A 14,792-nucleotide genomic window follows, 5' to 3' on the forward strand; every position below is an offset into this window, starting at 1 on the left:
GCTCGCCCGCAACTTCCTGTCCGCTGTCGCGCTTGCCACTCTCATCGCGTTCTGGGTCTGAATGAGTCTGGACCCTAGCCATCCACTCAGGAAGATCTTCCTCATAGGAAAGCGCGACATGAATCGGCTCATTCACAGTGTTTCTCCGTCGCAGAATTCCTTTAATCACAGTTTTCTCTGCAATACACGATGAAAACAATACCCTCTAGCAAGCCCTGAAGAGGTCGCCTTACGTTAGAATAATGACGACGGAAGGTATTCTCATTAATATATTTAAAACTGTGGCGAACTGTCTGTTTTCCAACTGCTCTGATCCATCGGTAAGCGGCCGGACGGGTCGAACACCGTCACGCGATGCGGCGGCTCGGCGCTCCATTTCCACAGAACCGCGTTGAATTGGTCAGGGCGCGCGCCAATGGCGAAGGAAGGCACCAATGCGCCCGCGACACCCTCGTCGATCAATCGCTGTGCGACATCCCAGGATTTCGGCCGCCGGCCGTCGGCTATGTCCAAGAGCCATGGGCTCGTCATGTCCGTAAGCGCAACGCCCGCTTCATCTCTGGCTGACGGGGTCCGAAGGTCGGCCATATCCTCGATGTCGAGATCGTAGCTACACACGGTCAACGGTTCGAAGCGGCGGACGAAGCCGTGGCCCATTTCCGCGTACATGCCCTCGACTGTCGAGGCGAGATAGAGCGCCGGCACGCCCTTTGGATTGAAGCGTCCCCCATGGATCGCCGCCCCCTCGCCGGATATGGGCGCCCAAGCCCATCTCGGGTCGTGCGCCCGGTAGCAGACGCCCTGAAACCTCAAGCAAATCCGCCGGTTGCGACGTGATCGAGATAATCGCGGACTGTCGCCGCCTTGCCGTTCTTGACGAGGGATTCAGCGGTCCGACCACCAAAGGCCGGAATCGGTTCAGCGCGGTACCATGACAGCGCCTGCAGCGGGCCGCCGGCCCAACCTGCGACACGGCCAAGGATTTCCAGCATCTCGCGAAGCCGCGTCTGTGCCGGACGGGCATTGAGCCGCGCGGCGCGATAGATCGTATCGGGTTTCAACCCGGCTGTTTCAGCCAATTGCGCCTTCGACATGCCAAATCCGTCGGCGAGTTTATCAATGGAAATCATCTGATCCTTGTCCTCGAATGCCGAAACCACGGACAGGCCACGACGCGCAAAAGGCGCGCGATAGGCACTTACGCTTTCTTCCAGTCCCGCGGTTTCAGCCTTTTCAGACATATGCCATACCAATTTACAGCTTTATATGCTCTTGAATATGGCACTCTGTGTGAGCAAGTCAAGCTTAGACGGTCATCCATCCTTGACCTGCGCCACCGGCACGCCCGCGCCCATGCGGTTCCAGGCATCCAGCGCCGCGATCTTGTAGGCTTCGGCAAGCGTCGGATAGTTGAAGGTGTTTTCGACGAAATAGTCGAGCGTACCTTTCAGGTTGAGCACGGCCTGGCCAATATGGATCAGTTCGGTCGCGCCTTCGCCTACGATATGGCAGCCGAGCAGGCGGCGGGTTTTCAGGGAAAACAGCATCTTCAACATGCCGCGATCGAGGCCCATGATGTGGCCGCGTGACGTTTCCCGGAAACGCGCGATACCCGATTCATAGGGTATGCCCCGCTCGTTCACCTCTTCCTCCGTCATGCCGACGGTCGAGATCTCCGGCACCGCATAAATGCCATAGGGAAAGAACTCCGGCGGCTCATGCGCCGGCACGCCGAGCGCATGGCAGGCTGCGATCCGTCCCTGTTCCATCGATGTCGAGGCGAGGCTCGGAAAGCCTATGACGTCGCCGGCCGCGTAGATATGCGGCGCGGAGGTTTGCAGCGTCTCGGGATCGACCTTGAGACGGCCGCGATGATCGACCTCAAGCCCACAGGCGTCCAGACCGAGCGAACCGGTCGCGCCCATGCGTCCAGCGGCAAAGAGCAGCATTTCCGAGCGCACCTTGCGGCCACCCTCGAGCGTTACCTCGCAGCCCCTTTCGTTGCGCGTCACGCTCTCGACCTTCTTGCCGAAACGCAAGGCCATGCCGCGGTCGCGCAACTGATAGGTGAAGTCCTCCATCAACTCGTTATCGATGAAATCGAGCATGGAATCGCGCGGCTCGATCAGCGTGACATGGACATCGAGGGCGGAGAAGATCGTCGCGTATTCCACGCCGATCACACCGGCACCAATGACGGCGATCGAGCGCGGGAGGTCCGGGAGTTCGAGGATTTCGTCGGAGTCGAAAACCGAAACGCCATTGTCGAAGGGAATGTAGTCGGGGCGAAACGGGATGGTGCCGACGGCGATCAGGAAACGATCCGCCGACATGGTGAAGGTCTCGCCCTCCTCGCCCTCGACTTCGATCGTGTGCGGATCGGTAAATTTCGCCGCGCCCCGCAGTGTCGAGACCTGGTTGCGGGCGAACTGGTGTTCGAGCACCTCGACCTCGTGAGAGAGCGTCAGGTGCAGGCGCCGGCGAAGGTCGTCAGCGTTGATGTCCTGCTTAACGCGGTAGGATCGGCCGTAAAAGCCCCGCTCGCGCCAGCCGGAAAGATTGAGCGCGGTTTCGCGCAGCGTCTTCGACGGTATCGTTCCGGTGTGAACGGACACGCCGCCGACACGTCCGCCGCGCTCGACGACCAGCACGTCCTTGCCCAGCTTTGCGGCCTGAATTGCGGCACGACGGCCTGCCGGGCCGCTGCCGATGACGATCATATCGTAGTGGTCCACGTGACTTTCCCCTCGGTACGTGGGCCTCCTCCCGATACACACTATCGGTCAGAAGCCGGGGCAAAATCCAGCCCCTGTCTCATATTCGGCATCCTCGCCCTCCTGGGCCGGCCCGGATACGACGACGGACGACGGTCCGCGAAAAGTGCCGCATCCTGAATCGGTTAGCCAATCGGCTTGAGAGTCCGCGTGAAAACCTCGCATTCCGATCCAACCGGCGGATGACAAGGCGTGCCCGACGGGGGGCGAAACTTCGCTTGGTGTTTAGGGTCGCAACTCCGCCGCACATCTTGCTAAGAAGAGATCGAAAGCGAGTCCGTATTCGTCTCAACCGGGGAGTTGCATGTCACATACCGTCATCATCGGGGGAAGCCACGCGGGCGTCGCGGCGGCTGCCGCATTACGCCAGCACGACGCGAACATGGAAATCACGCTCGTCTGCGGCGAGAACGAACTGCCCTATCAGCGCCCGCCTTTGTCGAAGGCCTACATGTCCGGCGAGATGAGCCTCGACCGGTTGAGACTGCGTCCCGCCAGTTGGTACGAGGAAAACAATATCGCGCTCAAACTCGGTGTCGCGGCGACGGCGATCGACCGCGTCGGCCACCATGTTCACCTCGATTCCGGCGACGGGCTCTCCTATGATGCGCTTGTTCTCGCGACTGGCGCGGAGGCACGCCGCCTTCCCGCCGAGATCGGCGGGGATTTGCCGAATGTCCGCGTCATGCGCTCGCTCGACGATGCCAACGGGCTCATGACCGACATGAAGCCCGGCCAGAAGCTGGTCGTTATCGGCGGCGGCTATATCGGATTGGAGGCGGCCGCCGAGGCCGCGAAGAAAGGGCTCGATGTCACTGTCGTCGAGGCCGCCGAGCGGATTTTGCGCCGGGTCGCCTGCCGGGAGACGGCGGACGCATTCCGTGCGCTTCACCAGTCTCACGGCGTGACGATTCTCGAGAACACACAGATCGAACGGCTGGTCGAAGCAGGCGGCATCGCTTCGGCGGTCAAGCTCGCCAATGGAGAGGAACTGCCGCTCGATCTCGCAATTGTCGGGATCGGTATCGCACCAAATGTCCAGCTCGCCGAAGCGGCGGGGCTGGAAACGGCCGTCGGCGTCGTCGTCGATGATCACGGGCGGACATCCGATCCCGAAATCCTGGCTGCGGGAGATTGCACAGTCCTGCCATTCGACAATATGCCGACACGGCTGGAATCGGTGCAGAACGCCCATGATCAGGCCGCCGTCGTGGCCGCCAACATTGCCGGTATCGATACTGTTTACGCGCCCACGCCATGGTTCTGGTCCGATCAGTACGACATGAAGCTCCAGATCGCCGGCCTCAACCGGGGATATGACGCGGTCGTGGTTCGACCGGGCAAGCGCGAAGGCGCGGTATCGCACTTTTATTTCAGGCAGGGCCGGTTCATCGCTGTCGATTGCCTCAACGATGCGGCAACCTACGCCATGAGCCGCAAGCTGCTGGAAGGCGGAGCAATGATATCGCCGGAGCAGATCGCCGACGACGCGTTCGACCTGCGCGCCGCCATGAAAGCTCTCCAGGGATAGAGGCCGTTTCGGTCAGTTCAGCGTCGCCCGATCGACGACTTCGACGCCGTCCTCGACCCTGTCGCTCGGATGCGTGATGACGCGCGCGCCCTCGTCCACACCGGACAGGATTTCCGCCATCAGGCCGCTGCGACGACCGACTTCGACGGGAACCCGCCGCGCGATGCCGTTTTCATAGGCGAACAATGCCCAGCCGCCATCATTGCGGAACAGCGCGGATATGGGCACCTGCAGGACATCCTCGCCCTCCCAGACAATGATGCGCACGAAAACGGCGTAGCCATTGCCGAGCCCCTTGCCGGCGACATCGCCGTTCTCGAAATCGAGTGTCACGTCGACGCGCTGCTCTTCGATACCCAGTGCGGAGACCTTGGTCGTTGCCGCCGGATCGATCTCGCGCACACGGGCCCGCAAGGTTTCGTCGCCGCCCCAGCGCTCGACGAGCGCGGGCGCGCCTTCTTCGATGCGAACTGCCTCGGATGACAAGATGTCGGCGACGATTTCGAGATTGTCGCGCTGCCCGATCGAGAGGAGTTGCGCACCCGCCTGTACGGGACGTTCGCTGACATTCACGATGTCGAGGACGACGCCGTCGGACGGCGCCATGATCGGCACGCAGCAATTCTCGTCCGTTTCACCGTTTTGCGGCGGACCGGGTTCGATGAGCGCCGCCTTCGCGCGTTCGAGCGCGCTCTCGGCGGCCGCGCGATTGGCCTTTGCGGAGTCGAGCGCCGCCTCCCGAACGCTCTTCGTCTGCGCGGCATCCTCCAGCTGGGTCAGGGAGGCGACGCCGCGATCGACCAGGGTCTGGATACGCGTATACTGCGTTATCACGTAGTTCAGTTCCTCTTCGGCCTGTCGCACGGATGTCTCGGCAGACTGCAACGCGGCCTCCGCTTCACGTACAGCGGCTTCGGCCTGAACGCGGGTGCGGGTGTCCAGAAATCCGGTCTCGGACGGTTGAACGATCGCGACAACCGTCACGCCTTCGACAACATCCTCGCCGACGGAGACCGGCGAGCGCTGCGCCGTGCCGGCGATCGGGGCCGACACTTCGAAAATGTCCTTGATCCGCGTCTTGCCGTCTGCATCGACGGTCACGCGCATCACATCGCGGTTTGCCGCGACAAGATCGACCGGAACCGGGTCGTCCCGAAAAGCGACGTAGAGCAGTCCGGCGACAGCCGCGAGGCCCACCAAAGTGCCAATGATCGTGCGAGGTTTGAACGGCATGAATTACTCCCGCGTTTTCATGACGGAGACCAGGTCGAGCGTGTCGAGGCGCCTGCGGACAACGAGGACGGAGCCGACGGCAGCCACGAGCGCGACCACGCTCGCAAAGCCAAAGGTGTGGTTCTTCAGAACGACCGGAATCGTGTAGAGGTCGCTTGCGAATGCGAAACTCATTCCCCAGGCGAGCAGCGCACCGACCGCCCATCCAAGCGGCTGGGCGACGATTGCCAGCAACAATGTCTCGCCCATCAGGATGTATGAGACTTCCGCATTGGTGAAGCCGAGAATGCGCAGACTGGCCAGCTCGCGGGCGCGTTCCGACAACTGGATGCGCGCGCTGTTGTAGGTGACGCCGATGGTGATCATGGCCGCGATCGCGATGTAGATGACCGACTGGATCACGATGTTTTCCTTGATCGTGTCGCGGAAGGTCTGGCGCGTATCCGTGAGCATGATCAGACCGGCCAGATTGGGCGTATCCTTCAACTCCTGATGCAGTTCGTCGATACGATTTTCGTCGACAAGCACATTGGCGGCCGAAATGCGCGGCGACTGGCGAAATAGCCGCGCCGCGTATTCCGCATCCATATAGGCTCCCATGCCGAAATATTGCGTGACGATACCGCTCACCACGAGGTGGTGTTCTTCCCGGCGACCGGTCAGGAATTCGACATCGATCCATTCACCCGGTCTGACATCGAGCTGGCCGGCAAGGCGCTTTGTCAGAAGAATACCTTCAGCCGGCGCTTCGATCACCTTGCCGTCGGGATCGATGACGCGGCTCAGATCGGCATTCGGCCAGCTCGCCTCGATCGACACCCGCTTTTCCAGGTGGCCGTTCGTCAGGCGCACCGGCAGGCTGTATTGGCCCTCCGCCCGCAGAATACCGGGCAGTCGCTCGATATCTTCGAGAACCGAAAGCGGCTGATCGCCGGAGAGAAGCAGGATCGCGTCCTGGCGATTGGACTGGAAGAACGCGACATCGAGGATCTCTTCCATGGAGTCGTCGAAGAAGCTCGAGGCGACGAGAACCGCAACACCGAGCGCCATGCCCAGAGACGTCAGGGATGCACGCAGCGGCCAGCGCATGATGCCGCGAAGGATCATCATGGTCGGTTGCGACAACCGCATCGAGGCGAACAAGCGGTCGAACAGCCCGCGCCGGAAATTCGGGGGAGCCGGCGGTGACATCGCGACCGCGGGCGCCAACCGCGCCGCCTTCATCGCATTGAATACCGCGCCGAGAGCCGCCGACAGCAGGCCCAGGACACCGGAGAGCACATAGGTGAATTTGGAGACGCTGAAGATCAGATAGGGGAAGGTGAAGAACTCGGCATACATCAGCGCCATGCCCCGCGCCGCCCATGTGCCGAGCCCCCAGCCGATCAGCACGCCAATGACGGCGATCAGCGCGGACAGCATGATGTAGTGCATCGCAATCGTGAAATTGGTGTAGCCGAGCGCTTTCATAAGACCGATCTGGCTACGCTCCAGCGCGACGATGCGGCCGATCACCATGTTGACGAGAAACGCCGCGATTCCGAAGAAAACCGGCGGCAGGATGCGCGCCATGGTCTCCAGTCCGAGCAGTTCGGAATCGATGAAGGCATCGGACATTTGCTGGTCGCGCCCGTATGCGCCCGTGCCGCCATATGGTCGTAGAATGTCATCGAGACGGTCGACCACCTCGTCGGCATCGGCGCTGCGTGTCAGTTTCAGACTGACATCGTTGAACGCGCCGGACATGTCGAAAGCTGAGGCGGCAGCATTTTCGGCCATCCAGAGGATGCCGAAATTCTCGTTGTCGGGCATCAGGGAGCCCGGTCCGATCGTATAGATATATTCAGGCGACAATGCCGTGCCGACGATCGTGAGCGGACGCTTGCGGCCGTTCAGATTGGCCTGGATGATGTCGCCGAGCTGATAGTCGTTTTCGAGCGCGAAGGGCTCGTTGACCATGATCTCATCGGAAGCATCCGGATCGGGCGGACGGCCGGACCGCACCAGAGGCACGTTCAGGATCGCGCCGTTGGCCGGCAGCGAGATGATGCGGCCGGTCGCGGTCTTGACCCGGTTCGGAAGGTCCAGCACCGCATCCTTGACCGTGCGCAGTTCGACCGCCCAGACACCCTCGATCCCGGCGATCTCGTCCTTCAGATTGCGCGGCGCCCGCGTCGCGGATGCGAAGACATCGGCAAAGCGGTTGCGCTCGTAATAGGCCGACCGCGTGTTTTCGAGTGCACCGTACATGCCGTATGAGATCAGCACGATGGCGACGCCGCAGGCCAGCACAAGCGCAATCGACAGGCCTTGCGCCCATAGACGGCGGAAATCGCGCAGCAATTTCTTGTCGAGCGCCCTCATCGCCTCACCACTGTATGTCTTTCGGGTCGATGCGCGTGTCGTTCACCTCGACCTCGCCGATCCTGCCGTCCTGGAAACGGATAACGCGATGCGCCATCTTGCGGATCGAGGCATTGTGCGTGATCACCGCCGTCGTGGTTCCGAACTGGTCGTTGATGTCCTTCAATGCCTGCAGGACCGTGATGCCGGTTTTGGAATCGAGCGCTCCGGTCGGCTCGTCGCACAGAAGCACATCGGGCCGCTTGGCGATGGCGCGGGCGATGGCCACCCGTTGCTGTTCGCCGCCCGACATCTCCGCCGGAAAATGATCGAGGCGATGGCCTAGCCCGACGAGGGAAAGCGCGTCTTCCGGGCGCATCGGATCGGGAGCAATATCGGTGACGAGAGCGACATTCTCTCGCGCCGAAAGGCTCGGGACGAGATTGTAGAACTGAAAGACGAAACCGACATTGTCGCGCCGGTACCGCGTCAGTTCCCGGTCGTTGAGTTTCGAAAGCTCCAGATCGCGGAACCAGACATCGCCGCTCGTGGCATGATCCAGGCCACCGAGGATGTTCAGAAGCGTCGACTTGCCGCTTCCCGACGGGCCGAGCAGGACCGTCAGTTCGCCCGAGAATAATTCCAGATCGACGCCGGCAAGCGCATACACCTTCACCTCGCCCGTGTCGTAGACCTTGGTCACGTCATCGGTGCGGAATACGATTTCGGCCTTTCGCTTTTCTTCCATGTCGAACCGCCTGTGAAACCGCACTATGCCCGATCAATAGACGCATGCGTTGATCGCGCTCAAGAGGCGGCGCAATTGAAATCCGGCGCGGCGGCGGACTCTGGGAACGACACGGATGGCGGTTTCCGCCTCGTTCAACCGAGTGCCGGAATGCGCTTTTCCCCTATTGAACGCCGACGTGGGCGTCGTCGCGCTCGGCCATTTCCTGCAATTCGCGCTGCAGCTTCTCTTCGCCAACGGCACTCGGCTCGGACAGTCTCGCAAGGAGGAGATAGGCGACCGGTGTCAGGAACAGGGTTGCAAGCGTCGCAAGGCCAAGCCCGCCGACGATCACCCAGCCAAGCGCGGTGCGCGCCTCTGCCCCGGCGCCGAAGGAAAAGATCAGCGGAACCGCTCCAAGCACGGTGGAGATCATCGTCATCATCACCGGACGAAGGCGGATATTCGCGGCCTGTTCGATCGCCTCGCGAACGGATCGGCCCCGATTGCGCAACTGGTTGGCGAATTCGACGATCAGGATACCGTTCTTGGCCATGACGCCAACCAGCAGAACGAGGCCAATCTGGCTGTAGACATTGAGACTCGTACCCGTGATCGCCATGGCGAAAATCGCGCAAGCGAGCCCCAGCGGCACGGTTGCCATGATGATCAGCGCAGAGACGAAACTCTCGAACTGCGCCGCCAGCACCAGAAGCACCACCACGATCGCGATACCGAAAGTAAACGCCATGTCGCGCGACGACTGGTCCAGCGTCGCGGCTTCGGCCAGCGGGACGACACGCGCGCCCGGCGGCAGGAGCGGTTCGGCCATGCGAACCACTTCGCGATAGGCTTCGCCCAGCGAGAAACCCTCGGCCATGTTCGTCCGCATGGAAACGGAGCGCAGTTGCTGCTCACGATTCAGGCTCGGCGCAACCGCCTTTTCCTGCAGGTCGGCGATGACCGACATGGGCACGATACGGCCGTCGCCGGTCTTCAGATAGATCGCCTCCAGGTCGGTCGGGTCGTTGATCGGCGTCGTGGTCGAAATCAGTTTGACCGGGAACGACCGGTCATTGATGAAGACCTGCGCCACTTCCCGGCCGTCCAGAAGCGCCTGTATCGCCTCCGCGAGGCCATCGATATCGATCCCCAGATCGGACGCACGGTCCCGGTTGATGCGCACCGACAGTTGCGGCTGCGTCGTTTCGTAGGAAAGCCGCACCTGCTGGAAGCGTGGATCGTCCTCCATCTGGCGCACCATCGCCTCCGCGGCTTCGCCGAGGTCCGCATAGCTGTTTCCGACAAAGGCGAACTGCAGGCCATTGCCTGCCCCGCGAATGCCGAGACTGTTGGGCTGGATGGCGAATGCGCGCACGCCGGGAACCTGCGAGGTCAGCCGGTTCATATCCGCGACGATATCGGCCTGGCTTCGGCTGCGTTCCTCCCAGGGCGCCAGCGACAAGACCATGAAGCCGGAATTCGTGCTTGCTCCGAGCCCGGCAATGGAAAAGATGTTCTCGACCTCGCCACTTTCACGCATCGGCATGACGAGTCTCTCGATCTCGCGCATCTTCTCACGCGTGTATTCGAGGCTGACACCCTGTGGCGCGCTGACCCGCATGAGAGCGACCGAACGGTCTTCCGGCGGTGTCAGTTCCTGGGGAATTGTACGCGCCAGCGCCAACGCCACGCCGGAAACGATCACGGCAACGACGACGATGACCAGCGGCGCATCGAGCGCCTTGTGCAAGAGCCATTGATAGAACGACACCATCGCACCGCCAAAGCGGTGCAACGGGGTTGCGCCGTGGACCTTGGTGTCGTCGCGCCGCCGGATCAGGCGCGATGCCAGCATCGGACTCAAGGTCAGCGCCACGACGCTCGACAGCATGACGGCGAAGGCCAGAACAAAGCCGAATTCGCGGAACAGGCCACCCGCCTGACCGGGCAGGAAGGAAATCGGGATGAAAACCGCGGCGAGCGTCGCCGTCGTCGTCACGACGGCGAAGAACACCTCGCGCACGCCGACAACCGCGGCGGCGCGCGGCCCAAGCCCTTCATTGCGTTTGCGCACGATGTTCTCGAGTACGACGATCGCGTCGTCCACGACCATCCCGGTCGCGAGAACAAGGGCGAGAAGGGTCAGGATATTGATCGAGAATCCGGCGAGGTAGATCGCCGCGAAGGTGCCGATGAGGGCGATCGGAAGCGTCACCGTGGGGATCAGCGTCGCGCGCCAGTCGAGCAGGAAGAGGAATATGACGGCGACGACGATCCCGATGGCGAGCAGCAGCGTTCGGCGCACCTCGTCGATGGACCCGCGAATGAAGGTCGCGTCGTCGCTTGTCACGCGGATATCGACGCCTTCGGGCAGAATTCCCTGGAGGTCCCGGGCCGCCGCGCGAACGCCGTTGGAAATCTCCAGCGTGTTCGATTTCGCCTGACGAACGATGCCCATGCCGATGCCGGTCTGGCCATTGGCGCGCAGAGAGGAATCGCCGGGATCGGCTCCGAGGGTGACGGAAGCGACATCCTTGAACTGGACCCGATCGTTTATGTAGAGATTCTCGAAATCCTCGACCGACGTCACATCCGCGGTCGCGCGGACCACGATGTCCTGCGTGTTTGCGGTCAATGAGCCGGCGGGCACGTCGTAGGACACGCTGGCCAGCGCATTGCGCAGATTGGCGACAGTCAATCCGAGCGCGGCGAGCCGGGACTGGTCGACATCGATGCGGAACACCTTGTCGCGCCCGCCATAGACCTGCACGTCGGCGACGCCGGGAACGGCAGCCAGCCGATCCACCACCTCATCCTCGACGAGAACCGTCATGTCCTGCACCGACATGGTGGAAGAGGTTACGGCAAGCCGCATCACAGCGCTCGCATCGGCATCCGCCTTGACGATCTGCGGCTCATCCGCGCCATCCGGAAGGCGGTTCGTGATGCGGCCTATGGAGTCCCGTATATCGGAGGCGGCAGTCGACAGGTCGGTGTCATCGGAGAACTCGATCGTGACACGGCTGCGTCCGAAGGATGAGTCCGAGGAAATGGACGATACGCCGGAAACGCGCGCCACGGCGCCCTCGATGACGGCGGTCAGTTCCCTGTCGATGGTTTCCGGCGACGCACCGCTGTAGTCCGTCCGCACCGAAATGACCGGGCGATCGACATCGGGCAATTCGCGCACCTCGCCGCCGTAAAGCCCGGCAAGGCCGGCGACGACGATCAGCATGTTGATCACCAATGCGAGAACAGGGCGGCGAATAAAGATCGCGGTGCCGCCCGAGGCGAGCTTTTCGATTGTCAGGCCCGGCCGATCTTCCGATGATTTCTCCGGTTCACTCGCCGTGTCGGTCATGAGCCCGCACCTCCGGAACCGGGTCTCTCGCCGCCACCACCCTGCTGCTCGGCATTCGGCTCAGCGCCGGCGATCCGAACGGCGGCGCCCTGTCGCACGCTTTGAACGCCCTCGGTGATCACTTCGTCGCCTTCCGCGATTTCGGCTTCGACAAGGACCCGGTCTGCATTGCGCTGAATGATCGCCACTTCCACGCGTTCCGCCTTGCCGTCGACCACGCGCCAGACATAGGGGCCCGTGGAATCCCACTGGACCGCGAGCGGGTCGATCGTCGGATAGGTCTCGCCCTGGAACTGGATCTCGACCTCGAACGACATGCCCGCGCGCAGATGATCGCTCTGATTGGGAACGAGGGCACGGACCCGCAGCGTCCGGCTGCTCTCATCGACACGGTTGTCGACCGCGGTGACGGACCCTTCGAACGTCTCGCCGGGCCGTGCAATCGCGGTCGCCTCAATCGGTTTGCCGACGGTCATCGCGGCTGCGAAACGCTCCGGAACATGAAATTCGACGAGGATCTCGCTTCGGTCGTCGATGGTCGTGATATCGGTTTGATTGGTAATGTAGTCGCCCACATTCACCGACAGAATCCCAAGCGAACCGGATATGGGTGCCGTTACGGTGCGGCGGCTCAATGCGAGTTCCGCTTCCCTCAGCGCGACCCGCGCGGTCTGCAGTTCAGTGCGGGCCGCATCGGCTTCGACGGAACTGATGGCGCGTTGCTCGGCAAGGCTTCCAAGCCGCGTCGCTTTCTGTTCGGCATCCATGGCCGCCAGCCTCGCCCGTTCGACAGACAGTTCCTCCTCCGCGGAATCGAGCCGGATAATCACGTCGCCCGCATCGACCCTCGCTCCCGATGTCACGGGAATTTCGGCGATCTGGCCGGCAACCAGCGGGCGCATGGAGACAGTGCGTACGGCCTGTCCGGTCCCGATGGCGGTCAGGCGGTCGTTGACGACGCCCTGCCCCACCGGCGCGACAACAACGAGCGCTTCGCGGGAAAAACCGCCGCGACGCGGCGCGCCACCGCCTGAGCGGGCATCGCCTGCCTGCTGCCCGGTCGATGAGACCGAGAACCAGTCGATACCGTATCGGGCCAGCGTGTCTCCCGCGCCGGGGTAAAACCATGCCCAGCCAAGGAATGCGCCTCCCGCTAGCACCAGCGACCAGACAATCTGCTTCCAAATCTTCATTTGCGCCGCGATCCCGACATCCGTCAGCCGCCCGGTTCGGCTGTTCTCGATCCGGGATATTGCGAATGAATATAGCGGAGCTTCGATATCTGGCACCCGGAAAATCAAACATTAAGGAATTGTAATGATGGCGTGTCTCGGATGCTCAACCGGTCACCTTTGGAACGCTCGCCGACCCGACGAGACACCAAGGAAAAGGCACCCGGCGCACAAAAAATAGCCAGAAATCCGGGATTCGGGCGATTTCCCTTGCGGTATCGCGACGAATTCGCGGCGAAACGGCTCTGGCACGGGCCTTGCTTTCCCTCAAGTCGTGCAGAGGCGCCTAGGGTTCCGGTTCGATTGCGAATGTCTGGTCCAAGAGGTGCAAGCCGCCGAATGCAAGGCGGTGACACGGCGGGGCAAAATCCCGGGAGACAACTGCACAGGTTTGCGCGCGCAGACCTCTCCCGGATGTGCGCTCGAACCTCCCATGAATGCGGCCAGACCGCACGAAACTTGAGAGGCAGGAGCATGATCACAAAACTCATCACCACCCTCGGGCTGGCGGCAACGCTGGCATTGCCCCTTTCAATCAGCCAGGCGGCTGCGGAGGAAAAAACGGACTTCAAGGTGTGCTGGTCGATCTATGTCGGCTGGATGCCATGGGGCTATCTCGAAGACTCCGGCATCATGGACAAATGGGCCGAGAAATACGGCATCGATGTCGAGATCGTTCAGATCAACGACTATGTCGAGTCGATCAACCAGTACACGGCCGGCGAATATGACGGCTGCTCGATGACCAATATGGATGCCCTGTCGATCCCGGCCGGCGGCGGCGTGGATACGACGGCACTGATCGTCGGCGACTATTCCAACGGCAACGACGCCATCATCCTGAAGGACAAGAGCGACCTCGCCGAAATCGAGGGCCAGAACGTCAACCTCGTCGAGCTCTCGGTCTCGCACTACCTCCTGGCCCGCGCCCTGGAGTCTGTCGATCTTTCGGAACGCGACGTCACGGTGGTCAACACGTCCGACGCGGACATGATCGCGGCTTATGCGACCGACGACGTCACCGCCGTCGTGACGTGGAATCCCTTGGTCTCGGAAATCCTGACACAGTCCAATGCCAACAAGGTGTTCGACTCGGCCGGCATTCCCGGTGAGATCATCGACATCATGATGGTCAACACCGAGACGCTGGCGGACAACCCGGCCTTCGGCAAGGCGCTGGCGGGCGCCTGGTACGAAGTCATGGAGTTGATGGCTTCCGGCGACGAGGAAGCGCTGACCGCGATGGCCGAAGCCTCGGGGACCGACCTCGCAGGTTACAAGTCGCAGCTCGATTCCACCGAGATGTTCTACGCACCGGCCGATGCCGTCGCGTTTACCGAGTCCGGCGATCTGCCGAAGACGATGCAATTCGTCGCCGAATTCCTCTTCGACAAGGGCATCCTTGGCGAAGGTGCGCCAAGCCCGGAATTCGTGGGGGTCTCCTTCCCCGACGGCTCCGTCTATGGCGATGAGGCGAATGTGAAGCTTCGGTTCGACACGACCTACATGACGATGGCCGCCGACGGCGCCCTGTGAGCTCAACCCGCGCCCGGCGCCGAGCGCGCCGGGCCATCTGCTCGGGATCTCC

10 protein-coding genes and 1 riboswitch are annotated in these 14,792 nt (G+C 62.1%); of the genes, 2 read left to right on the forward strand and 8 right to left on the reverse strand.

Features of this window, described 5'->3' with window-relative positions; genetic code table 11:
* Nucleotides 1-273: 273 nt before the first annotated feature.
* From LC343_RS16885 to sthA, 3 genes are all read right to left on the reverse strand, one after another.
* A complete protein-coding gene (locus LC343_RS16885; protein ID WP_223478344.1) occupies nt 274-813 on the reverse strand; it encodes an RES family NAD+ phosphorylase in 540 nt (179 codons plus the stop codon).
* Nucleotides 810-1,241 (reverse strand): antitoxin Xre/MbcA/ParS toxin-binding domain-containing protein, encoded by a 432-nt coding sequence (locus tag LC343_RS16890; RefSeq protein WP_223478345.1) that lies wholly within the window; start codon nt 1,239-1,241, stop codon nt 810-812. The genes LC343_RS16885 and LC343_RS16890 overlap by 4 nt, the downstream gene beginning before the upstream one ends.
* A 72-nt stretch (nt 1,242-1,313) precedes the next feature.
* Nucleotides 1,314-2,720, reverse strand: coding sequence for a Si-specific NAD(P)(+) transhydrogenase (gene sthA / locus LC343_RS16895; RefSeq protein ID WP_238484365.1), 1,407 nt, complete (start codon nt 2,718-2,720; stop codon nt 1,314-1,316).
* A gap of 358 nt (nt 2,721-3,078) precedes the next feature.
* On the opposite strand from sthA, the gene LC343_RS16900 reads away from it, so the two are divergent.
* Nucleotides 3,079-4,305, forward strand: coding sequence for an NAD(P)/FAD-dependent oxidoreductase (locus LC343_RS16900; protein ID WP_223478347.1), 1,227 nt, complete (start codon nt 3,079-3,081; stop codon nt 4,303-4,305).
* A gap of 12 nt (nt 4,306-4,317) precedes the next feature.
* On the opposite strand, the gene LC343_RS16905 is transcribed toward LC343_RS16900, so the two are convergent.
* From LC343_RS16905 to LC343_RS16925, 5 genes are all read right to left on the reverse strand, one after another.
* The gene (locus LC343_RS16905) at nt 4,318-5,538 is read right to left on the reverse strand and encodes an efflux RND transporter periplasmic adaptor subunit (protein WP_223478348.1); all 1,221 of its coding nucleotides are present in this window, start codon (nt 5,536-5,538) and stop codon (nt 4,318-4,320) included.
* Between the two features lie 3 nt (nt 5,539-5,541).
* Nucleotides 5,542-7,902 (reverse strand): ABC transporter permease, encoded by a 2,361-nt coding sequence (locus LC343_RS16910; protein WP_223478349.1) that lies wholly within the window; start codon nt 7,900-7,902, stop codon nt 5,542-5,544.
* A 4-nt stretch (nt 7,903-7,906) separates the two neighbouring features.
* Nucleotides 7,907-8,629, reverse strand: a complete 723-nt coding sequence (locus LC343_RS16915; protein ID WP_223478350.1) for an ABC transporter ATP-binding protein — start codon at nt 8,627-8,629, stop codon at nt 7,907-7,909.
* A gap of 163 nt (nt 8,630-8,792) precedes the next feature.
* Nucleotides 8,793-11,972 (reverse strand): efflux RND transporter permease subunit, encoded by a 3,180-nt coding sequence (locus LC343_RS16920; protein ID WP_223478351.1) that lies wholly within the window; start codon nt 11,970-11,972, stop codon nt 8,793-8,795.
* Nucleotides 11,969-13,165 (reverse strand): efflux RND transporter periplasmic adaptor subunit, encoded by a 1,197-nt coding sequence (locus LC343_RS16925; protein WP_223478352.1) that lies wholly within the window; start codon nt 13,163-13,165, stop codon nt 11,969-11,971. The genes LC343_RS16920 and LC343_RS16925 overlap by 4 nt, the downstream gene beginning before the upstream one ends.
* A 314-nt stretch (nt 13,166-13,479) precedes the next feature.
* Nucleotides 13,480-13,583: riboswitch (guanidine-I (ykkC/yxkD leader) on the forward strand.
* 95 nt (nt 13,584-13,678) lie between these two features.
* Between LC343_RS16925 and LC343_RS16930 the strand changes: the two genes are divergently transcribed.
* Nucleotides 13,679-14,740 carry a putative urea ABC transporter substrate-binding protein gene (locus LC343_RS16930; protein ID WP_223478353.1) on the forward strand — a complete coding sequence of 354 codons (1,062 nt, stop codon included), beginning with the start codon at nt 13,679-13,681 and terminating at the stop codon, nt 14,738-14,740.
* Nucleotides 14,741-14,792 lie beyond the last annotated feature (52 nt).

This window comes from Oricola indica (assembly GCF_019966595.1).
GTDB lineage: Bacteria > Pseudomonadota > Alphaproteobacteria > Rhizobiales > Rhizobiaceae > Oricola > Oricola indica.

Coding starts and splice junctions, on each gene's coding strand:
- LC343_RS16890 (WP_223478345.1), bottom strand. CDS start 1,241: ATGTCTGAAAAGGCTGAAACCGCGGGACTGGAAGAAAGCGTAAGTGCC.
- sthA (WP_238484365.1), bottom strand. CDS start 2,720: ATGATCGTCATCGGCAGCGGCCCGGCAGGCCGTCGTGCCGCAATTCAG.
- LC343_RS16900 (WP_223478347.1), top strand. CDS start 3,079: ATGTCACATACCGTCATCATCGGGGGAAGCCACGCGGGCGTCGCGGCG.
- LC343_RS16905 (WP_223478348.1), bottom strand. CDS start 5,538: ATGCCGTTCAAACCTCGCACGATCATTGGCACTTTGGTGGGCCTCGCG.
- LC343_RS16910 (WP_223478349.1), bottom strand. CDS start 7,902: ATGAGGGCGCTCGACAAGAAATTGCTGCGCGATTTCCGCCGTCTATGG.
- LC343_RS16915 (WP_223478350.1), bottom strand. CDS start 8,629: ATGGAAGAAAAGCGAAAGGCCGAAATCGTATTCCGCACCGATGACGTG.
- LC343_RS16920 (WP_223478351.1), bottom strand. CDS start 11,972: ATGACCGACACGGCGAGTGAACCGGAGAAATCATCGGAAGATCGGCCG.
- LC343_RS16925 (WP_223478352.1), bottom strand. CDS start 13,165: ATGAAGATTTGGAAGCAGATTGTCTGGTCGCTGGTGCTAGCGGGAGGC.
- LC343_RS16930 (WP_223478353.1), top strand. CDS start 13,679: ATGATCACAAAACTCATCACCACCCTCGGGCTGGCGGCAACGCTGGCA.